The sequence below is a fragment of the Pectinatus haikarae genome, from assembly GCF_015732185.1.
GTDB lineage: Bacteria > Bacillota > Negativicutes > Selenomonadales > Selenomonadaceae > Pectinatus > Pectinatus haikarae.
Genome location: NZ_WIQM01000013.1, coordinates 24,792 through 47,393 on the forward strand (window position 1 = coordinate 24,792; position 22,602 = coordinate 47,393).

A 22,602-nucleotide genomic window follows, 5' to 3' on the forward strand; every position below is an offset into this window, starting at 1 on the left:
TATGAATATCCTATACTTTTTCCAAGGGTGCATATTTTTGCATCAATTTTTTTATACCAAGCTCCGGAAAAGCTATCGTGAGCTGAATTTCCTCCCCGCTTCCTTTCACCGACACAATAGTGCCTGTTCCCCATTTACTGTGTTTTGCCTTATCGCCTGCCTTCCATTCCACACTCATATCCGGTTTTACTCCGGGCCGCGCCGCAGCCGATGAAGTGCTGTAAGGAGATTTTTTTATATAATCTTTCGCACTGCGCATATGCTCATTCTTTAAAGGTGAAGCAACAAATGCATTAGTCAAAATCTTTGACTGCTCCTGTTCTATATATTGAACAGGAATTTCCTTCAAAAATCTGGACGGCGGATACATCACTGTTCTTCCATATATCATGCGGCTTTTCGCATTGGTGAGGTACAGCTTTCTTTGCGCTCTGGTTATTCCGACATAGCATGTACGCCTTTCTTCTTCTATTTCCTCTTCATTCATTAATGTACGCGAATGAGGAAAAATTCCTTCTTCCATACCGGCCATAAAGACTACAGGAAATTCCAGACCTTTTGCCGCATGGAGTGTCATCAGTGTTACCCTGTCTTCATCAAAATCCGCATTATCTATATCAGCAACAAGGGAAACTGAATTAAGAAAATTTTCCAGACTGGGATTTTCTTCATTTTCTTTTTCAAAATCCTTGGCAACGCTCAGCAATTCTTTCAAGTTTTCAATGCGTGTCTCATTTTCTATTTTCTGTTCAGCCTGAAGCTCAATCATATAGCCAGACTCATCCATAACCAGCTGGATAAACTCATGTACTGTCATATCCGTCTGTGCTGTCATCATTCTAAAAATAAGTTCGGCAAAAGAAGCAAGTGACGTTTTTGCCTTGGCTGACAACCCAGGGATCGCATCAGTACTTGAAACAGCATCAAAAATCCCCATATTATTAGCTGATGCAAATTCACCTATTTTGCTTAAGGTGGTCGCTCCCAAGCCTCTTTTAGGCACATTGATTATACGCATAAGACTTACTTGATCATCCGGATTAAAGATGACTTTTAAGTACGCCATTATATCTTTTATTTCTTTTCTGTCATAAAATTTCAGGCCGCCTACCATAGTATAAGGCACCCCTGCCCGCATGAACCCTTCTTCCAATGAGCGAGACTGCGCGTTCGTTCTATATAAAACGGCCATGTCATTATAAGAAGTGTTATAAATAGTATTCTGCTTGATCGCGTTTTCTGCTATATAGCGTGCCTCATCCCGTTCATTGAAAGATTCATAAATGGCTATCTTGTCACCTTGCGGATTTTCCGTCCAAAGCTCTTTTGGTTTACGGTTCAGGTTATTTTCAATAACTGCATTTGCCGCAGCCAAAATATTCTGTGTTGATCTATAATTTTGTTCCAATTTTATAACGGCGGCTTCCTGATAATCCTTTTCAAAATCCATAATATTTCTTATATCGGCACCGCGCCAGCCATATATTGATTGATCCGCATCACCAACAACGCATAAATTGCGATACTTAGCGGCAAGTATTTTTGTAAGACGGTATTGTGCCCCATTTGTATCTTGATATTCATCAACTAATACATAATGAAATCTTTCCTGATATTTTTCTCTCACTTCTTTGTTTTGCTCGAGAAGCTCAACAGCTATCATCAGCAGATCGTCAAAGTCAAGCGCATTATTATCCACCAAATGTTTTTGATACATTGTATAAATTTCTGCTGTTTTTTGTTCAAAAAAATCTCCTGCCTGTCCGGCAAAATCCGCTGGTGCAAGCATTATATTTTTGGCATTGGAAATAGCCGACTGGATACCATAAGGAGCATATTGCTTTTCATCAAGATTCAATTCCTTTAAGCAATTTTTTATAAGTGTCTGCGAATCCGCAGTATCATAGATGGTAAAGTTCTTTTTATACTTACCGGTATGTTCTATTTCCATTCTAAGCAGACGGGCACAAAAAGAATGAAACGTACTGAGCCAGACATTTTTAGCGGTATCACCGATCATTGTATCAGCGCGGTCGCGCATTTCAGCAGCCGCCTTATTAGTAAAAGTTATCGCCAGAATATGATACGGTGAAATGCCTTTTTGCAGAAGATATGCTATTTTGCATGTCAGCACTCTTGTTTTGCCGGAACCTGCACCCGCCATTATCAGCAATGCCCCTTCTGTATGTTCCACGGCTTTTTTCTGCGCCGGATTGAGTCCGTCAAATATATTCAAAATATCCTCCTGCAATTTTTATTTTATAATAATGCCAAACAAAGAAATGCTGCCGCATTAATTAGCTAACACAGCAGCATTTATCCGATCAACTCTTTGTATATTTTTTGGCCGCCTCGGTAAGCTGCGGTATTATCTGTTTTTTGCGCGACATTACTCCGGGCAGATAAATTATATTATCTGATGCATCATTTTTGAATGCCTCTCCTATAAGAGTTTTTGGTTCTCCCACAAACAATAGGTTTGTCGCCTCTTCAAGGATATTTGTGATCATGACGAGACACATATCATAGTTGTCTTTTTCACACACCTGCTTCATATTTTTCAGCAGTTCGTCTTTTCTTTTTAATATATCCTCACTATCCATAACGGAAGTCTGACTTACGATCACCCGCCGGTCACCTATCTGAAATTCCTTCATATCATTTTTTACGATCTCCAGAGCCGTCATACCGGCAACGTCAGAGCCTGCCTTAAGAAGCTCCATACCATATTTATTAACATCAACTTCAGCAATTTGTGCCAAGGCTTCCGCCGTTTCTTTGTCATGAGGCGTACAGGTCGGTGATTTGAAAAGCACTGTATCCGATATTATGGCAGAAAGCATCAATCCCGCTATTTGCTTTGGTATTTCCACATTATACTGAAAATACATATCTGTCACTATCGTGCTTGTGCAGCCTACACGATCCTGTCTGGTAAATATTGGTTCACCTGTCTGCAATCCGCCCAGCCTGTGATGATCTATTATTTCAAGGATGCGTGCCTCTTCAATACCTTCAACAGCTTGTGTCCGTTCATTGTGATCTACCAAAATCAATTCTGTCTTCTCCGGTTCCATCATTTTGTCGGCACTTACCATACCCACTACCTGATCATTTTCTACTACCGGATAATTGCGGAATTTCTTTTTTTCCATTATGCCTTTTATATCACTGAGCATATCAGTAGGTTTAAAATATGTAACATCAGTCTGCATGATGCGTGATATCGGAACACACTGATTGATAAGCCGGGCGCATGTATATGTATCATACGGTGTCAATAGAACAATGACGCCTCTGTGCCGGGCTTCCTCTATCACTTCCGCAGGGACTTTCCCGTTGCCGGTGATTATAAGACATGTTATTTTCTTTTCAAGGCAGGCCTTCAGCGTAGCTGCCATCCTGTCGCCCACCAGTACTACATCATTCTCTTCGATTATTTCCTCTATCATCCGCAGGCTGCCTGCAGCTATACGGACATCACCGTCAATTACCTTATTTTCATCGCCGTCAACCATCACCGTCCCGTCAATAATTGAAAGCACGTCCTTCACAGTTACCCTGGTATCTGAAAAGCTTTGCATCCCAAGATCATCAAAATAGCGCTTGGCAAGATCACTTACTGTGACTATTCCCACTAAGGCACTTTTTCCAGCCACAACTGGAATAGATTTAACGTCAGTTTCCCGCATCAGCTTTCCCAGACTGCGAAGGTTATCATTTTCGCTTATTACAGTATGATTTTCCGGCATTATATCGCTTACACGCGGATATATGTCAGTAACCAATTCGGGACTTTTCATATTAAAATAGTTCAGTGCGAATTCGGTCTCTTTATTTATCTTGCCCGCACGTGCGGCAACGGCATCAGTCCCCAGAGATCTTTTAAAATTAGCATAGCTGATGGCAGAGCAGATAGAATCCGTGTCGGGGTTCCTGTGTCCTATAACATATATCGGTTTTTTTTCATGCATTAAAAATACTACCTCCAGATCATTTCATATCATCTAAGTATATCTTGGATAATATTATACATCAAATACCATTCACACAAAAGATTTACATAGTATTTTTTATATCTGCTTCAGTTTTTGCAGCAAATTTTCCTTTACGGTGACGTATAACGTTTTATTATTGGTAAAAATGACAAACCCGGGCTTTGCTCCTGACGGTTTTTTTACATATCTGCACATTGTGTAGTCAACAGGCACTTTTGATGAATTTCTGGCTTTTGAATAATAAGCGGCCAGCATTGCAGCCTCTTCTATACTTTGTTGTTCCGGCAGCCTGCCCGCTGTCCGTATTATTACATGCGAACCCGGTATGTTTTTTGTATGCAGCCATATATCATCCGGCTGTGCTGTCTTCAGCGTAAGTCTGTCATTCTGGAAATTATTTTTCCCCACAAGGACCTCACTTCCGTCCGACAGAATAAATTTAAACGGAGTTGACACAGGAAGTGCCATTCGTTTGCGTTTTTCTTCTTGAATATAGCCATTTTTTACAAGTTCTGCCCTTATATCGGCAATCTCTGAAAGGGCAGAAGACGACTCAAGAGAAAGTTCTATAGTGGTCAGATATTCTATATCATCGGAACAGCAGGCTAGCTGTTCCTTTAATATTTTTTCCGCACGGCGCAGCTTATCATATTTATTGTAATATTTTTGCATATTTTGAATGACTGTCAGCTTTTTATCCATTGCAATCTTTAATAGTGTCCCATTTTCATCATATATATCGGGTACTGCAATCATATCATCCATATGATCCTTAAATTGATATTGATAAGTCATGATATTATCTGCTTTGTTTTTTTGTTCCTGAGCATTTTGGGCAGCCTGAAGTTCCTTGATCAATTTTTCCTTTTTATTTTTCTGACGAGTCAGCTCATTTACTGCTACTTTACGGAGCTGCTCCTTCTCCGGCGATATATAATCATCAATCAAAACATATGCCGCTTCCAGCATCATGCTCATTGTCGGAAACTTTTTTACCTGCTGCTGATAATTATGCAACGGAAAAGCAGCCATCGCTATCACTTTATTTCCATCATTTTGTATAAATAAAGGCATAAATTGCTTTTCTTTATAAAGAGAAATGATTTCCTGCAGTGCTCCTGTCAGAGAAGAAAAATCATCATCATTCAATTTGCTCACTGATATATCAGCAGGTAATCCCGCTAAAAACAATAATTCTCTGACTGTCACCGGACCAAATCCTGCGCCCAGCTGCAAAACAGCCTTATATATACTTTTATCGCTCTGCTCTCTCACACGGGAAATAAAATTCTCCTCGGTTGTCAACAGTACATTGATGCTCTCCTGAGGAGGCGGCGGCAGATATGTCTGCTGAGGCAAAACTGTACGCACCCGGCTGCTGTTAACACCTACACGCCTCAGAGAATCAATAACAATGTCATTTTGCACCAATATCACGTTGCTGTACTTTCCCATCAGCTCCACATAAAGTTTTTTTGTAATTATCAGCGCGCCGGCACCCAAAGTATCTATTTCAAACACCATTACCCGATCCAATCCCAGCTGAGATACCCCTGCTATCCGTCCGCCTTCAAACTGTTTTCGCAAAAGCATACAAAAAGTCGGCGGTTCCGGAGGATTCTCAGGCTGCTCCGCCGCTATAGCCGCAAAAGCCATACGCGGGTCCGTACAGAGATGCAGTATATACGTTTTTCCCGGCAGACGTACAGAAATATATATATCAGCTTTGCGTGGCTGACAAATTTTATCAACACGCCCGCCAGTCAATATTTTATTCAGTTCATATACAGATGCATAAAGAGAAAACCCATCGAGACCCATTATTCTTCTCCTTCACTTCATAAAAGCTTTTACCGTAAAATAAATTTAAATTTCAGCTGATCAGCTGAAATTTTCTTGCAATTAAATCATTATATAAAGGATCAATAGTTTGCAGTTCATTAAAGATGAACACACACCCAAACTGATCCAATCACGGGACAAAAATAATAGACTGAGTATATCATCTATGTATATTGCGGTCAAATTATTGCAATAATCCCGTCTCGACGTTACAATACTAAGTAATCTTTATAAAAACACAAGGGGATTTGATAAAAAATGCAAACCATTAAAAAAGCTGCCCATAAAACTTATGAACGTACCCCCGAGCTTATCCACAGTGTGGAATCAATAATAAAAAGCGTAAAAGAAAAAGGTGATGACGCATTAAAAACATTGAGTGAAAAATTCGATGGCATACCTCTAAAGAATATCAAAGTTTCCCGGCAGGACATTGAAGAAGCTTATAAGCTGATCAGTCCGGAGACTATAAGGCATTTAAAATTTGCCGCCAGTCAAATAGAATTTTACGCGAAGAAGCAGCTTGAATGTTTGAAAGAACTTGAAATCCCCAGCAAAGTGGACGGAGTGACATTAGGTCACAGGCTTATACCTGTGGATGCATGCGGGGCATACGTGCCCGGCGGCAGATATCCTCTGCCGAGTACAGCATTGATGCTGGCAATACCGGCAAAGGTCGCCGGTGTGAAGAGAATAGCCGCAGTAAGTCCCGCTTCAAAGAAATATGGAAAAATCCATCCCGCAGTACTGGTGGCTATGGATATAGCCGGTGTCAATGAAATATATTGCGTAGGCGGAGCACAGGCAGTCGGTGCACTGACCTATGGTACATCGACAATAACACCGGTCGATATGATAGTAGGTCCCGGCAACAGATACGTCACAGAAGCCAAAAGACAGGTCCTCGGTGAAGTAGGGATAGACAGTCTTGCAGGACCCAGTGAGGTACTGATAATAGCTGACGGCACTACACATGCCGATTATACAGCAATGGATATTCTTGCGCAGAGCGAACATGATCCGAACGCAAGAGCAATTTTAATTACAACGGATAAAAAATATGCCGAAGAAGTAGAAGAAAAAATAAAAAAATATGTAAAAGAATTGCCCACAGGTGAAACAGCCTATAAATCATGGGAAGATAACGGCATTATCCTTCTCGCCGAAAATGAAAACGAAATGGTGGCCGCGGCAAATAAACTGGCTCCTGAACACCTTGAAATACATACCGCAGACTCTGTCAAACTCAGCGGCCGACTCAAAAATTATGGATCACTATTTATCGGGGAATATACGCCGGTGGCTTTTGGTGACTATTGCTCAGGGACTAATCACACTCTGCCGACGATGCGCACAGCCAGATATTCAAATGGTGTTTATGTGGGAACCTTCATTAAAACATCCTTTTATCAGCATATAACTCAGACAGGCTGCAAAAACCTTGCCGATACCTGTATGCATCTGGCAGAAGTAGAGGGACTTATGGCACACCAAAAATCTGTTTCCATACGACTCGAATAATATTCGGATATTCTTTTCTTTTTTCAATATAGTTGCATTAAATGCAAATAGATATTACAATTATTATGTATTACTATAAGGTCTGGAGGGTTTATTATGCAATTAAAATTTTCCAAATGGCATGGCTGCGGTAATGATTTTGTCCTTGTCAATGGGTTCAATGAGAATATAAATGATATCCAGGAACATTCTGCCGCCATCTGTGACAGGCATTTTGGCGTAGGCGCGGATGGTGTTATTCTCACACTGCCTTCTAAAACATGTGATTTTCGGATGCAGATATTTAATTCTGACGGCACTGAAGCCGAGATGTGCGGCAATGGTATACGCTGTTTTGCCCTTGATGCCTATAAATCCGGTCTCACCGATAAACTTTCTTTTACTGTAGAAACCAAAGCCGGTATTATGCGCCCGCGGCTGACAGCTGACAATAAAGCATCTGTATGCGTAAATATGGGAGAACCAGTACTGGCTGGCGAACAGATTCCTATAAAAGGCTGTGGCAGTGAACATATAATCAATAAACAAATAACCGTTGATGACAATCAATTCTATATTACCTGTGTTTCCATGGGTAATCCTCATTGTGTTATTTTTGTTGATGATATTAAAAAAATCGATATTAATAAATGGGGCCCCGTACTGGAAAAATACGAAATTTTCCCCAATAAGACCAATGTGGAGTTCGTTCAGGTCATCAATCGCACTCATCTCCGTATGCGTGTATGGGAACGGGGCGCTGCCATAACCTTGGCCTGCGGCACCGGTGCCTGCGCGTCACTTGTTGCTTCCGTCTTAAATGATCTATGTGACCGAAAAGCACGGCTCGAACTTGACGGCGGCGATCTTGCCATCGCTTGGGACGAGACAGACAATAATGTATACATGACCGGTCCGGCGAAAAAAGTATTTGAAGGTATATATTACAGTGAATAAAATAAAAAATCTGACTGTGCGAAGTATGACAGGCTTTGGTACAGCTGCCTGCGATAAAGAAAATTACAAAATAACCATAGAAATAAAGTCAGTCAATAACAGGTACAAAGATGTATCTGCTCATCTGCCAATGGGACTGAGATCCTTGGAGCAGGTCATCAATGATTGCCTGAACAAATACTCGCTGCGCGGTAAAATCGACATATATGTCAACTTTATTGATAAGACTGGTGATAGCAACAGTATTACCGTCGACCGGAATCTTGTTTCTTCTTATCAAAAAGCGTTGACGAAAATCGCTGGCATTATCAATTCAGAACCGCTCTCCGGCAATATGTCAATACATGAACTCATTGCTTTATCAGCCTATCCCGGCATACTGACAAGAGAAGATAAAATTCCTGACATTGAAAGTCTGCGGGATGATTTTATAAATACGCTGGAAGGAGCATTGGCAGTCTTTTTACAGATGAAATTGACGGAAGGAAAAAATCTTTGCCATGATATACTATATCGCATCGACATAATCCGAAAAAAGACCGGCTGTCTGTGCGAGCTTAATCCGGCAATAGTAGAAAAATACCGTCAGAATCTTATAACTACCCTTGGAGAATATCTTAATGCTAATGATATAGACCAGACGCGCATAATTCAGGAAGCAGCTATTTACGCGGAAAAAACCAATTATACAGAAGAAACTACCAGATTAAAAAGCCATCTAGATCAATTTGAACAGACTCTTAAAGCCTGCGGCAATATCGGCAGGAAGCTGGATTTCATTGTTCAGGAAATGAACCGGGAAATAAATACCATAGCTTCAAAGGCAAATTCTTCTCAGGCAGGTCAGCTTGTTGTTGATGTCAAAGGAGAAATAGAAAAAATCCGCGAACAAATACAAAATATAGAATAGATGCGCAGCTGCATTTATTTTAAGGAAAGGCTGGATCATATGAGTATTAAATTGATCAATATAGGCTTCGGAAATATTGTATCGGCAAACAGAGTAATTGCTATAGTCAGCCCGGAATCGGCACCCATAAAACGGATTATTCAGGAAGCCAGAGAAGCCGGTCAACTGATTGATGCTACTTACGGACGCCGCACACGCGCTGTCATCATAGTCGACAGCGATCACGTGATTTTGTCTGCCATCCAACCAGAAACAGTAGCCAATCGTATAATTGACGATAATAATGACATAGCAAAGGATAAAGATAAATAAATGCCCATCAAAGGAAATCTGATCATTCTGTCCGGTCCTTCCGGCACAGGCAAGGGTACTGTCTGCAAAAAACTTTTGACGCTGAATAAAAATATTTTTTATTCTATTTCAGCCACCACGCGTCTGCCCCGCCCCGGTGAAAGAAACGGGCGTGAATACTGGTTTTTGAATAAAAAAGACTTTGAGAGAATGATAAAAGGAAATAAACTTTTGGAGTGGGCGAAAGTTTATGACAATTATTATGGAACTCCTCTGGAAAAAATCAACAGCCTCAGAGAGCAGGGCAAAGATGTTCTGCTGGAGATAGACACTCAGGGTGCCCTGTCTGTCATGGAGAAAGCTGCTGACGGTATTTTCATCTTCCTCTTGCCGCCGTCTTTGCATGAATTGGAAAAAAGGATACGCGGCCGCGGCACAGAAACACAGGAAGTTATCCAAAAACGCCTTGATGCGGCTGTCGGTGAAATATCCCTTGGTACAAGATACCATTATCTAGTTGTCAACAGAAATGTGACGGAGGCTGTCAGTCAGCTCAATGCTATAATTACAGCCGAACATTGCCGCACAGAACGAAATATCGAAATTTTAGATAAAGTAAAAAATGAGGAGATATAATTATGGATATAGTAAATCCTTCGATCGATGAATTGATGCCCAAAGTAGACAGTAAATATACGCTTGTCGTTCTTGCGTCCAAGCGTGCACGTGAAATTCTTGATGGTTCAAAAATCAGAGCATCAAAGGTTTCTACAAAAAATGTCACGAATGCTTTGGAAGAAGTAGCAGAAAATAAAATTACCTTTCAACGCATAAAAAATGGTATAAAATAATGTTAAAGGGAAAGAATATCCTGCTCGGTGTCTGCGGGGGAATTGCAGCCTATAAAGCCGTGGAAATTGCCAGCAGATTTCGCAAGCTCGGTGCTGAAGTCAATGTAATAATGACTGCAGCGGCTGCCAAGTTTGTTGCTCCGCTTACTTTTCAGGAAATAACAGGCAATCCTGTAAGCAGCGGCATGTGGGAAAAAGTTCATACCTGGAATGTTGAACATATCGCTCTGGCTCAAAAAGCCGATATTGCTCTTATTGCACCAGCCACTGCCGATATTATAGGCAAGCTTACTGCCGGTATTGCGGACGATATGCTGTCCACTACCTTGATGGCAACTACGGCTCCCATTTTCCTGTCACCGGCAATGAATACAAATATGTATAAAAACCCGGTTTTACAGCGTAATCTTCATGCATTATCCGCTTTGGGACATCATATCATTACGCCCACCAGCGGCCGTCTGGCCTGCGGTACAGATGGTATTGGCCGGCTTCCCGAGCCATCTGAAATTGTTGATGCAATAGCAAAATTTTTTTCTGAAAAACAGGATCTGTCCGGCAGACGTATTCTTATCAGTGCGGGAGGAACCAGGGAACCGATCGATCCCGTCCGTTATATAGGCAATCGCTCCAGCGGAAAAATGGGGTATGCTCTGGCAGAAGAAGCAGCCAGAAGAGGAGCTGATGTCAGCCTCATTTCCGGACAAACATCGCTTACTGCCCCCGCGTGCGTCAACATTATAAAAGTAGAAACTGCAAAACAAATGCAATGCCGCATAGAGGAAAAATTTCCCAACAGCGAAATAATTATAATGGCTGCTGCCGTGGCTGATTATCGCGTAGAAGACATTGCTGACCAGAAAATCAAAAAAACTGCGGAGACCTTAACGATTACGCTCAGGAAAAACCCTGATATCCTCTTTAGTCTGGGGCAGAAGAAAAAAAATGGGCAATTTCTTGTTGGTTTTGCTGCCGAAACACAGAAGCTGCTTGCTTTTGCACAGGACAAATTAGAACGCAAAAATCTGGACATGATAATTGCTAATGATGTCAGTAAAAAAAATGCTGGTTTTAATACTGATACAAACATTGTAAAAATCATTACAAAGGATAAGAATGTGGAAGATGTTCCCCTGATGACGAAAACTGCTCTTGCCGCAGTCATCTTGGATAGAATAATCCTATATTTTGATCGTTAGTTTTTTCGAGTGCTGATTAATTAACTAGAAACAGAATAGCATATCAACCGCTGCAAAAATCTGAAAATAAAAGAAGTTGACATTTATTATCAGCTGGCGTATTATATATGCATAAATAAATATTGAGCTCATCAAGAGCAGTGGAGGGACGGGCCCTGTGAAACTGCGGCAACCATTGATATTATCAAACGGTGCTAATTCCTTTAGGTTTTTCCTATGAGATGAGAGTAGGCTTTTACGCTCTCTATCTTGTATAGAGAGCTTTTTTATTTACAATTTATCGATGCTGCCCGTCAGCAATGAGCTGTGTATAAAGCCTGTTAACTCTGGCACAGCTCGTCGAAATAACTCAAAGACGGAGGAAAAATATGGCTCAGAAGCGTGTATTATTTACATCAGAGTCAGTTACAGAAGGTCATCCCGATAAAATTGCTGATCAAATTTCTGACAGTATTCTTGATGCTATTCTGGAACAAGACCCGCAGGGCCGCGTTGCCTGTGAAACTCTTATAACCACAGGTCAGGTTCATATTGCCGGTGAAATATCTACAAAATGCTATGTGGATATACCCAAAATCGTTCGTGAAAAAATAAAGCAGATCGGTTACACAAGAGCAAAATACGGTTTTGATGCTCAAACCTGCGGTATATCTGTATCTATTGACGAACAATCTGCCGATATCGCACTTGGTGTCGATAAAGCTCTCGAAGCAAAAAAAGGTATCATGAACGTACAGGATGATGATGCTATTGGTGCAGGTGACCAGGGCATGATGTTTGGTTATGCGACAAACGAAACTCCCGAATTCATGCCATTTCCTATTGCCATAGCTCATCGCCTTTCACGGCGCCTGACAGAAGTTCGCAAAAAAGGTGAACTTGATTATCTGCGTCCTGATGGCAAAACACAGGTCACTGTCGCTTATGAGAACGGCAAACCTGTTCATATCGAAGCCATTGTCGTTTCTACCCAGCACGGTCCTGAAATTTCTCTTGAAACTATTGAAAAAGACATCAAAGAAAAAGTAATTGCGCCTGTTGTTCCTTCTGACATGGTCGATGACAAAACCAAATATTATATAAACCCCACCGGCAAATTTGTCATCGGCGGACCCCAGGGAGACTGCGGTCTGACAGGACGAAAAATAATCGTTGACACTTATGGCGGCATGGCCCGTCACGGCGGCGGTGCATTTTCCGGAAAAGATCCAACAAAAGTTGACCGTTCTGCGGCTTATGCCGCACGCTATGTAGCCAAAAATGTGGTTGCTGCCGGTCTGGCCGATAAATGTGAAATTCAGCTGGCTTATGCCATTGGTGTAGCTCATCCTGTATCCATTATGGTGGATACTTTCGGTACTGCCAAAATAGATGAAGAAAAGATCGCTGAATTAATCAGTAAGCATTTTGATCTGCGGCCTGCCGGAATAATAAAAATGCTTGACTTACGCCGGCCCATTTATGCTCAGACTGCCGCGTATGGACATTTTGGCCGAACAGATGTGGACCTTCCATGGGAACATACTGACAAGGCTGCTCTTTTAAAACAGCAGGCTGCCTTGTAATCTGGCATATACTTACTTTTGCTCCAATGCCTCCGGGGATAACTATTGCTGACATGTTATTCTTTGGAGGCATTTTTTATGCTATAATCAAAGTGGTGATTATTTTGAAACGACAGGCTGACGTCTTTATAAACATATCGGTAAAAACTATTGCCGAGAGCTATACTTATATTATTCCCGAAAAATTTAAATTTTTAAAAACTGGCTGCCGCGTCGTTGTTTCTTTCGGAGCCAGAAAAATGGAAGGCTTCATCGTACGTATTTTTTCTGCCGAAGATGATGATAAACGGCCTTTAAAGGAAATTGCAGATATAATTGACACTGAACCTTATTTTACCGATAAAGTAATGCAAACAGCACACTTTATTTCTGAATTTTATCTTTGCTCTCTGGGTGAGGCATTACGCCTGTTCATTCCTGGAAAAAACAGCATAAAACTTCGCAGTATATATAGTGTTACTGATAATTATCCGGCTGCCTTAACACTTTCTGAGCATGCTGTGTATGAATTTATTGCAGCCAATCCTGATTGTGATCTCAATCAAATACGATCGGTTGCAAAGGATAATACACCGGAAATACTGAAAAAACTCCAGTCCAAAAAGGCCATTTTCCAAGATTACTTCTGCTCCAGACGCGCTCATCTCGTTTATGATACCTATGTGCAGATAAACAGTGATACTGTCACAGAATCTGTATTGCAGAATATGACACGAAAAAGGACCCAAAAACGTCTGCTGGAATTTTTAGCGGATGGTAAAATTCACAGTATAGCTGAGCTTACCGCACACAAATTTTCTCGAAATATATTAAATCTATTGGCTGCCAGCAATTATATACTGCTGACAAAGAAGCGTGCTTTCCGCAACAGCTACAATAATATAAACCCGGAAAAATCAGCTCCTGTCCTCCTGACTTCTGATCAGCAGTCCGCTTTATCCCAGATAATACCTTTTATACAGCGACAGGAACCGCATACTTTTTTACTGTACGGAGTCACGGGCAGCGGTAAAACTCAGCTTTATATAGAAGCCGCAAAATATGCCTTGAAAACTGTCAGACAATCATTGATTCTTGTTCCCGAGATCGTATTGACAGGACAGCTTGTTGTTTCCCTGAAAAATTTTTTTGCAGAAAACGTCGTTGTGATCCACAGCCGGCTTACAGTCAGCGAACGTAGTGACGCCTTTATGCGTATTCGAACAAATGATGCCAAGATCATTATTGGTGCCCGGTCAGCCATATTTGCTCCTTTTTTTGATCTAGGCCTTATTGTTATGGATGAAGAGCATGACTCATCATACAAACAGGATGAATCACCGCGCTATCATACTCGCGATATAGCACAGAAAATGTCTTTACTTTACAATGCTGCACTCATTCTTGGCAGTGCTACACCGTCCATAGAAAGCTATTTTTATGCTCAAAAAAAAATATATACGCTTCTGAAAATGCCTCACAGGATAGACAATCATCCTCTTCCTCATATAGAATATGTTGATATGCGTGAAGAGCTGCATTTGGGCAACCGTCATATTTTATCACGTGCGCTTTCAACCCTTATCAGCAAAACATTGGAAAAAAAACAGCAGATCATCATCATGCTTAATCGCCGCGGATATTCTACATTTGTAATGTGCCGTTCCTGCGGACTCGTTATAAAATGTCCGCAGTGCGGTCTGCCTCTCGTCTATCATAAGGGAAATTACCTGCAATGCCATCATTGCGATATCAAAGAAGATGTCCCTGATATATGCCCCTCCTGCAACAGTCGATACATAAAATTTTTTGGCTCAGGCACTGAAAAACTGGAACAGGAACTGCAGGAGTCCTTTCCGACAGCCAGAATTATCCGGCTCGACCGGGACACTACCGGCCGGAAATTTGCCCATCAGGAAATTTTGCGCAATTTTAAATCTGGAGCTTATGATATTCTTCTCGGCACTCAAATGGTCGCCAAAGGTCACGATATTCCTTCAGTGACAGCCGTTGGTATAATAAGCGCCGATTCCAGTCTTAATATGCCTGATTTCCGTTCGGCTGAACGCTGTTTCAGCCTTATAACACAGACCGCAGGCCGGGCAGGACGCGGTACGCTGAAAGGCAATGTCATTGTCCAAGGGTACAATCCCGAGCATTATGCTGTCGTATTCGGTATAGCACAGGACTATGACGCTTTTTACAGGCAGGAACTAATCTTGCGGAAGGAACTCTTTTATCCGCCTTATGCCAGCCTTGTAAAACTAACTGTCCAACATGAAAATGAGTCAACGGCATTACAAAAAGCTCTATCGCTGCGAGAGTCGTTCAAAGAAAATTTTACTGATACCCGCGTGCATCAGCTGATTGGTCCCGCCCCCTCTGTTATAGCAAATTTTCGTGGCATATATCGTTTCAATATCTTACTGAAAACCGCCGATCTTGCCTGTGTTAACAAATTTTTATGCTCCATCGGTCTTGATACGGACAAAGACGTTAAGATAGATGTAAATCCTTTAAATACTATGTAATTTGAATTTTTTTGTCGACAATGATAATATTATTATAAAGAAGGGAAGATGATAGATTAATGGCATTACTGGATATAAAAAAAATTGGTGATCCTATATTAAAACAAAAATCCTCTCCTGTGGAAAAAATAGACAGTACTATAAGGAAATTACTTGATAATATGGCTGAAACCATGTATGAAGCAGAAGGTGTCGGCCTTGCCGCACCGCAGATCGGCGTCTTAAAACGCATTGTTGTGATCGATGTAGGCGAAGGTCTTATAGAGCTCATAAATCCTGAAATAGTTCGCTGCGAAGGTAGTATGCAGGGTATTGAAGGTTGTCTCAGTGTTCCTCAAATGAACGGCGAAGTTGATCGTTACGAAAATGTATCCGTTAAATTTCTTAATCGTCAGGGCAAAGCCCAGCGCATATTGGCAAAGGGAACTTTACTTTCCCGCTGTCTGCAGCACGAAATAGACCATTTGGACGGCATTCTTTTTGTTGATAAGGCCAAAACACTTGTCCGCCTGGAGGACAGCAATGAATAATTTGAAAGCTGTATTTATGGGAACACCGGATTTTGCTGTTCCCTGCCTAAAAAGACTGAACGAAATCTCTGAAGTCATAGCCGTAGTAACTCAGCCTGACAAAAAACGCGGGCGGGGTCAGAAGCTGACTCCATCTCCCATAAAAGCTTTTGCCCTGGACAACCAGCTGCCGGTTTTTCAACCAGCAAAAGTAAAGTCTCCGGATTTTGTCGAACAATTATCTCGGCTGAATCCTGACATAATTATTGTCGTTGCCTTCGGACAGATCTTATCTCAGGACATTTTAAATATCCCTCCGAAAGGCTGCATAAATGTCCATGCCTCGCTCTTACCTGCATATAGGGGCGCGGCGCCTATTCATTGGTCAATTATACGCGGTGAAACTCTCACAGGCGTCACGACCATGTATATGGACGCCGGGCTGGATACAGGCGACATGATTTTAAAAACAGCTGTTTCTATAACCGACGATATGACTACCGAAGAACTGCACGATAAACTTATGGCCGCCGGTGCAGATCTGCTTGCCGAAACTATAGAACAAATCCAAAAAGGTACTGTTCTGCATGAAAAACAAAATAATGAACTGTCCTCCTATTCACCTATGTTGAATGATGATATCTGCCGCATTGACTGGAATAAATCAGCCCGGGACATACATAATCTTGTCCGGGGGCTCAATTCATGGCCAGGAGCTTACAGTATTATCGATGGTCAGAAAATGAAAATATGGCGAACATCGGTTGTTGATTCTTTAGCCGATTCTACTCCCGGCAAAGTAACCGCACTTACAAAAAACGGCTTGCTTGTAGCTGCCGGAGAAAACTCTGTAGAAATTTTAGAACTGCAGACACCAAATAAAAAAAAGATGTCAGCTAAAGCCTATATCAATGGTCATAAATTACAGCTGCCCCTGCAATTTGAATGACTGCAAATAAAAAAACCGCCCCCATGATTAGATTTTTAAGTCTAATTATGGGGGTGGTTTTTTATCTATACTCTTGGCCTCGAATCAATCATCCTGAAACATGGATGCCACCATCGCAACCAAGCGAAGAATTTCTATATAAAGCCACACAAGTGTTATCAATAATCCAAATGCAGTAAAATATTCCATATATTTCGGCATACCGTTGGTTACTGCTTTTTCTATATTATCAAAGTCCAGCAAAAGATTAAAAGCAGCAACAGCTGAAATAATAAGTGACACGACAATACCCAATATGCCGGTTCTTGGCATAAAATCAGCGCCAAAGAAAGAAGCGATAAAGCTGGCAAAATAGAATATGGCAATTGCAGCTGTCATGCTGATTATTGCTGAACGAACTTTTTCGGTCACTGTTATCACACCGGTCTTCCATAACACAAGCATGGAAATCATCACGGCAAAGGTTATACCGACAGCTATGGCTGATATACCAAAATAAAGATGTTCAAATTGCATTGAGATAATTCCCAGCGCCATACCTTCAAATATAGCGTATCCCGGCGAAGTGTACTCAGAAATACTTGGTTTGAAACAAGTCACTAATGCCAAAATAAGCCCTCCAATGAAACCTGCTCCTATTCCTACAATCGCTAAAGAGGTATCCGCCAGAAAGTTTGCCGATACTGCCGCCGATATTATCGTCAATACTACAAGTCCGATACTTTTTTTAATTGAACCGGATAATGTAGCTGTTTGGCCGAAGCTTATTGCTGCATTTTCATTTTCTTTTTCCATAACACGAATAACGGGATTAGCCATTTAAAACATCCTTTCAAAATTAATACTACACACTCTGTGACTCTCGGGAAAATGATTGTTCATCCCGAAAAAACCCAGATGAATTAAGTTAATTATACCATTTTACTAATAAAAACACAATTTTAAACGCAGTCAGACCCATACTATATTGAACCACCTGTTTTAATTATTATAAAAATAATGTATTAGCAGCAGAACTGTGATAAAATAAAGCAATAGTTAATTCAATACAAGGGAGTATTATAAGTGAACTCGGAAAAAAAGATAAAAATAGCGGGATATGCACTGATCATTATTTTAGTAGGCAGTATCTATATAATTTCGCCAAATTTTTATAACGATCTTTTTCGTGTGATACTCAGCGGCGATATGAAGGAAATAGCTGCTTATATAGATTCTTTTGGTACTTTGGCTATTTTCTTCGGCTTCATGCTGGTCTTGCTCATTAATATAGTAGGTCTGCCTTCTATTTTTGCCATTACAGCCAACGGGCTGCTTTTCGGACCGGCTGTCGGCATCATAATCTCCTGGATTGCTGAAACAGTCGGTGTAATTCTTGGTTTTTTACTTATGCGTACTATTTTGCGCCCGTCTGCGGAAAAACTTATACATAAAAGCACCCGGCTGAGTAAAATAGATGATCTCAGCGGAAAAAATGGTTTTAAACTCATGCTCGTTCTGAGATCACTTCCTTATTTTCCTTCAGGAGTGCTGACTGCTTTTGGTGCTATCAGTAAAATATCATTAAAAGATTATTCATTATCCAGCTTGATTGGTAAACTTCCGGCTACTGCATTGGAAGTAATGATCGGACATGACATTTTTACATACAATCAGAACTTAAACAGACTCGCCATTGTAATAGCAATATCAGTAATTGTCTATGGAGGACTATGGTTTTTTAATAAAAAATACATAAATGGTAAAAAATAATACTTTTGTTCTTTTTCTCTTGATTTTCTCTTTATTTTTAGTATAATATAGCAAGACTTACCTAAATGTTAAGCTTACTAATATTGAGTTTTCTGATCAGCACTTTTTTACAGCATTAAATAACATTGCACTATCTCAGGGAGGGTTTTTTTTGATTAAAGTTATAGTAAACGGCGCATACGGCAAGATGGGACGTGCCGTATTGAAAGCTGTGTCTGATGACAAAGAGCTTGAATTAGTCGGCGCATCTGATATAAAAGGCGGAATGGATGTCGGTGATCTTATCGGCAGCAAAAAAACGGGCATCATTGTAAATGAAAATCTGCAATCCGTTATCGATACTGCTTATCCTGATGTGATGGTGGATTTTACAAAACCGGATGCGGTATTTTCCAACGCTTGTCTGGCACTCAAAAATCATGTATCTCCTGTCATCGGTACTACCGGCTTATCTGACGAAGCAAAGGATAAATTAAATCAGCTTGCCCTGGCACAAAATACTCCGGCTTTTATAGCAGCCAATTTTGCAATAGGTGCTGTTTTAATGATGATGTTTGCGAAGGAAGCCGCAAAATATCTGCCCAATGTAGAAATCATCGAACTGCACCACGACCAAAAGCTCGACGCACCTTCCGGTACAGCAATAACCACGGCGGAAATTATCAGCGAAGTTCGCCGCCCCATGAAGCAGGGACATCCTGACGAAAAAGAAAAACTGCCGGGAGCACGCGGTGCCGAAATAAACGGCATTCCAATTCACAGCGTCAGATTGCCCGGTTATGTGGCACATCAGGAAGTTATTTTCGGTGGTCTCGGACAGACACTCACGATACGTCATGATTCTATAGATCGTACCTCGTTCATGCCTGGAGTGGTTCTCGCCTGTAAAAAGATTTCCGGTTTAAAAGGCCTTGTAAGAAATCTTGATAAAATAATGTGATAAGAAAGGTCGCGTTTTAATGAAAAAATATAATGTGGCTATTCTTGGTGCGACCGGTGCCGTCGGCCAGGAATTTCTCAATTTGATAGAAGAACGCAATTTCCCCTTTGCAAAACTCAGTCTATTGGCTTCAAAACGTTCTGCCGGCAAAAAAATAATTTTCATGGGCAAGGAATATACTGTCGAAGAAGCGACTAATAATTCCTTTGAAAATATTGATATAGCATTATTTGCCGGCGGAGCAGCCAGCAAAACTTTTGCACCCGCAGCTGTTCAGGCCGGTGCTGTTGTCATTGATAATTCGAGCGCATTTCGGATGGATCCCGAGGTTCCTTTGATCGTGCCCGAAGTAAATCCTGAATGCATTAAAAAACACAAAGGCATCATTGCTAATCCGAATTGTTCAACTATAATCATGGTAATGGCATTAAAACCGCTTTATAACAAAAGCAAGATCAAACGTATCGTAGTGTCCACATATCAGGCTGTTTCCGGCGGCGGCAAAGAGGCTATGGCTGAACTCCAGCAGCAGGCAGAAGATATAGCTGCCGGCCGCCCTGTAAAGGCAGAAATTCTGCCCGGTGCATCATTGCCAAAGCATTATCAGATTGCTTTCAACCTAATCCCCCAGATTGATATTTTCAAGGATAATCTTTACACAAAAGAGGAAATGAAAATGATCAACGAAACTCACAAAATATTAAAGGATGAAACGATCGGCATCACTGCCACAACTGTGCGCGTACCTGTATTCAGAAGTCATGCCGAATCTGTAAATATAGAGTTTGAAGACAACGTAAGTGTAGAAGAGGCAAAAAATCTTCTTTCTGCATTTCCTGGTGTTATCGTCCAAGACAATCCTGCTGAAATGGATTATCCCATGCCCCTGATGACCTCGGGTAAAAATGACGTATATGTCGGACGCATACGTCAGGATTATTCTATAAAACATGGTTTAAATTTATGGGTAGTTGGTGATCAGATAAGAAAAGGTGCTGCCCTTAACGCCCTGCAAATCGCTGAATATATGATATCACATGATATGAATTAAATAATTTAAAAAACTTTCTGTTGAGGTTTAATAACTCAATAGAAAGTTTTTTTATTGAACAACTTTTTAGTGTTTATCCAAAACGATGAATTTCTTTATATTTGCAAATCACTGAATTATCAAACCTATACGTACGTATACTTCCTATTTAGACGAATATCGCTGATCCGCCCGACGAATCAATGTTCCATAAATTTTTTTCAATTCATTAAAAGCATTTTCCACTTCAGCTGGTATATCTACGTGTATTATATAGTTTTTCCCCATTGGTCCATATCCGCTTTTATTATCTGTCAAGCGCGGTATTTCTCCCATTAAGAGAGTGATATAATCTTTCATTTTCCACATACCGGATATATCTTCGATAAATATCAATTCGCCATCCCGGACCGCAGCAGTTGCACTGTAAGCAGCAAAATTTATTACAGAAATTTCCGGCATATATTTTTTTAATACAGTTTCCATACGATACTGCATCGCAGCATCCTGAGAAATTAAAATATTACTGAATTTTATATTTTGCCTTTTAAGAAGCTTCAGCAGATAGGAAATATTATTGCCGCAATTTGTCGATTCTGTTTCTAAAAAGTCAGGATTTAAATTATATTTTTCTTTCAAATATGCCGCAAAAATCTCCGCTTCCGATAAATTTGCTGTTATCACAGCGGGATACACTTCATGCATTTCTTTGCGCAGATATTCGGTTGTATGTCCCATGCCGCCAACGACAATATACTTTTCGGCAATTCCTTTTTTCATAGCGTCTGCCAATACATCACCGCCTGCTATAATACTGCCGCCAAACAAAACCATTATATCGGTCTTGTCTATTTTATATTTATTTTTAAGTTCATCAGCATTCAGAATCTTGATATCACGTTTTCCGCAGAATCTTCCCAAAATATTTATATATTCTGCAATTTTCTCTTCTATTGGATACTTTTTATAAGTTTTATCCATACTTTTCACCTCTGATAGCAGCATAAACCGTATCAGCCCGATTACACTGCACGGTCTGACACAGCAAACCATTCCGATATTTTAACAAAAGCAAATCAGCTCACGCTGATTTGCTTTTGTCCATATTGATTAAAATTATCCCGCCTTTTTGTTCGTAGCCGCTGTCCCAGAGCTGATCTAATGACAACCAATGAATACTTCCATATGTTATCACTTTCACCATAAAGGCATTATTAAATTCTTCATAGCCCGCCAGCCAAAACCAATGCCACACATAATCTCTCAAACGCGGGTCTCTATGTTTAAGGTTCAAATAGGGTACCGGCATTTTCTTATCCAGCTGATTTCGTACGGCATCCTTAAAATTTTGTAAAGGACAATTGCTGTAAATTCCATCTAAATGTATATCTTTTTTCTTTTTATCATAAAGATACGCATTGAATCCCTCAATAAATATTTCCAGCTTATTTATTCCATGCACTCGGGGAGCCAAATATGGTTTCATTATGTTGGAAAAATTTATATAGTCCTCTTTGGTTATCTTTTCCACCGCATAGGGATATAATTTTTTCTCTCTGAAAACCATTGCAAAATAAATGCAAAGATCACAAGCTGTCACTGCTCCGCAGCCTCCTATTTTCATCCAGTAATCAGTAAACCAATCTTGATTCCCACCAATAAAATTTTCTATTTTAAAAAGCTGTAATTCACTCATAATGCTTCTCCTGCAAATTATTATTATGATAATTGTTTTAGTAATAATTAATTCTCTATATTATACCATTTCAATTCAATTTTTCCACAATTATTCGAAATAA

Annotated in this window: 20 protein-coding genes and 1 riboswitch; of the genes, 14 read left to right on the forward strand and 6 right to left on the reverse strand. The window is 40.5% G+C overall.

Annotation, left to right across the window (positions count from 1 at the left end; all coding sequences use genetic code 11):
• Positions 1-10: 10 nt before the first annotated feature.
• The 3 genes from pcrA to I6758_RS08375 all read right to left on the reverse strand — a co-directional run bounded on the left by pcrA (position 11) and on the right by I6758_RS08375 (position 5,819).
• On the reverse strand, positions 11-2,236 hold the full coding sequence (pcrA, locus tag I6758_RS08365) for a DNA helicase PcrA (RefSeq protein WP_196604759.1): 2,226 nt from the start codon (positions 2,234-2,236) through the stop codon (positions 11-13).
• Between the two features lie 88 nt (positions 2,237-2,324).
• Positions 2,325-3,974: a putative manganese-dependent inorganic diphosphatase gene (locus I6758_RS08370; protein WP_196604760.1), complete on the reverse strand. Its 1,650-nt coding sequence runs from the start codon at positions 3,972-3,974 to the stop codon at positions 2,325-2,327.
• 99 nt (positions 3,975-4,073) lie between these two features.
• Positions 4,074-5,819 (reverse strand): Rqc2 family fibronectin-binding protein, encoded by a 1,746-nt coding sequence (locus I6758_RS08375; protein ID WP_196604761.1) that lies wholly within the window; start codon positions 5,817-5,819, stop codon positions 4,074-4,076.
• A 279-nt stretch (positions 5,820-6,098) separates the two neighbouring features.
• Here I6758_RS08375 and hisD point away from each other — a divergent pair, with 279 nt between their 5' ends.
• The 11 genes from hisD to fmt all read left to right on the forward strand — a co-directional run bounded on the left by hisD (position 6,099) and on the right by fmt (position 17,081).
• A complete protein-coding gene (gene hisD, locus I6758_RS08380; protein ID WP_196604762.1) occupies positions 6,099-7,361 on the forward strand; it encodes a histidinol dehydrogenase in 1,263 nt (420 codons plus the stop codon).
• A gap of 96 nt (positions 7,362-7,457) precedes the next feature.
• Positions 7,458-8,297, forward strand: coding sequence for a diaminopimelate epimerase (gene dapF, locus I6758_RS08385; RefSeq protein WP_196604763.1), 840 nt, complete (start codon positions 7,458-7,460; stop codon positions 8,295-8,297).
• Positions 8,290-9,207 (forward strand): YicC/YloC family endoribonuclease, encoded by a 918-nt coding sequence (locus I6758_RS08390; protein ID WP_196604764.1) that lies wholly within the window; start codon positions 8,290-8,292, stop codon positions 9,205-9,207. The genes dapF and I6758_RS08390 overlap by 8 nt, the downstream gene beginning before the upstream one ends.
• Positions 9,208-9,246: 39 nt before the next feature.
• On the forward strand, positions 9,247-9,519 hold the full coding sequence (remA, locus tag I6758_RS08395) for an extracellular matrix/biofilm regulator RemA (protein WP_196604765.1): 273 nt from the start codon (positions 9,247-9,249) through the stop codon (positions 9,517-9,519).
• Positions 9,520-10,134 (forward strand): guanylate kinase, encoded by a 615-nt coding sequence (gene gmk / locus I6758_RS08400; protein ID WP_196604766.1) that lies wholly within the window; start codon positions 9,520-9,522, stop codon positions 10,132-10,134. It begins immediately after the preceding gene.
• A gap of 2 nt (positions 10,135-10,136) precedes the next feature.
• A complete protein-coding gene (gene rpoZ, locus I6758_RS08405) occupies positions 10,137-10,349 on the forward strand; it encodes a DNA-directed RNA polymerase subunit omega (RefSeq protein ID WP_231038600.1) in 213 nt (70 codons plus the stop codon).
• Positions 10,349-11,548 (forward strand): bifunctional phosphopantothenoylcysteine decarboxylase/phosphopantothenate--cysteine ligase CoaBC, encoded by a 1,200-nt coding sequence (coaBC, locus tag I6758_RS08410; protein WP_196604767.1) that lies wholly within the window; start codon positions 10,349-10,351, stop codon positions 11,546-11,548. Before rpoZ ends, coaBC begins: the two co-directional genes overlap by 1 nt.
• 125 nt (positions 11,549-11,673) lie before the next feature.
• Positions 11,674-11,776: riboswitch (SAM riboswitch) on the forward strand.
• Between the two features lie 140 nt (positions 11,777-11,916).
• Positions 11,917-13,113 (forward strand): methionine adenosyltransferase, encoded by a 1,197-nt coding sequence (gene metK / locus I6758_RS08415; protein ID WP_196604768.1) that lies wholly within the window; start codon positions 11,917-11,919, stop codon positions 13,111-13,113.
• Between the two features lie 95 nt (positions 13,114-13,208).
• Complete coding sequence (gene priA, locus I6758_RS08420) at positions 13,209-15,623, forward strand: replication restart helicase PriA (RefSeq protein ID WP_330998035.1); 2,415 nt, start codon at positions 13,209-13,211, stop codon at positions 15,621-15,623.
• A 59-nt stretch (positions 15,624-15,682) separates the two neighbouring features.
• Positions 15,683-16,153: a peptide deformylase gene (gene def / locus I6758_RS08425; protein ID WP_196604770.1), complete on the forward strand. Its 471-nt coding sequence runs from the start codon at positions 15,683-15,685 to the stop codon at positions 16,151-16,153.
• Positions 16,146-17,081, forward strand: a complete 936-nt coding sequence (fmt, locus tag I6758_RS08430) for a methionyl-tRNA formyltransferase (protein WP_196604771.1) — start codon at positions 16,146-16,148, stop codon at positions 17,079-17,081. The genes def and fmt overlap by 8 nt, the downstream gene beginning before the upstream one ends.
• Positions 17,082-17,165: 84 nt before the next feature.
• Here fmt and I6758_RS08435 read toward each other — a convergent pair whose 3' ends face one another.
• On the reverse strand, positions 17,166-17,900 hold the full coding sequence (locus I6758_RS08435; protein ID WP_196604772.1) for a Bax inhibitor-1/YccA family protein: 735 nt from the start codon (positions 17,898-17,900) through the stop codon (positions 17,166-17,168).
• Between the two features lie 246 nt (positions 17,901-18,146).
• Here I6758_RS08435 and I6758_RS08440 point away from each other — a divergent pair, with 246 nt between their 5' ends.
• From I6758_RS08440 to I6758_RS08450, 3 genes are all read left to right on the forward strand, one after another.
• A complete protein-coding gene (locus tag I6758_RS08440) occupies positions 18,147-18,833 on the forward strand; it encodes a TVP38/TMEM64 family protein (protein ID WP_330998034.1) in 687 nt (228 codons plus the stop codon).
• A gap of 151 nt (positions 18,834-18,984) precedes the next feature.
• A complete protein-coding gene (dapB, locus tag I6758_RS08445; RefSeq protein ID WP_196604773.1) occupies positions 18,985-19,773 on the forward strand; it encodes a 4-hydroxy-tetrahydrodipicolinate reductase in 789 nt (262 codons plus the stop codon).
• A gap of 19 nt (positions 19,774-19,792) precedes the next feature.
• Entirely contained in the window at positions 19,793-20,824 is a 1,032-nt protein-coding gene (locus I6758_RS08450; RefSeq protein ID WP_196604774.1) for an aspartate-semialdehyde dehydrogenase, read from the forward strand.
• A gap of 144 nt (positions 20,825-20,968) precedes the next feature.
• Here I6758_RS08450 and I6758_RS08455 read toward each other — a convergent pair whose 3' ends face one another.
• Positions 20,969-21,784 carry a YdcF family protein gene (locus I6758_RS08455; protein WP_196604775.1) on the reverse strand — a complete coding sequence of 272 codons (816 nt, stop codon included), beginning with the start codon at positions 21,782-21,784 and terminating at the stop codon, positions 20,969-20,971.
• Between the two features lie 100 nt (positions 21,785-21,884).
• Positions 21,885-22,499 carry a hypothetical protein gene (locus tag I6758_RS08460; RefSeq protein WP_196604776.1) on the reverse strand — a complete coding sequence of 205 codons (615 nt, stop codon included), beginning with the start codon at positions 22,497-22,499 and terminating at the stop codon, positions 21,885-21,887.
• Positions 22,500-22,602 lie beyond the last annotated feature (103 nt).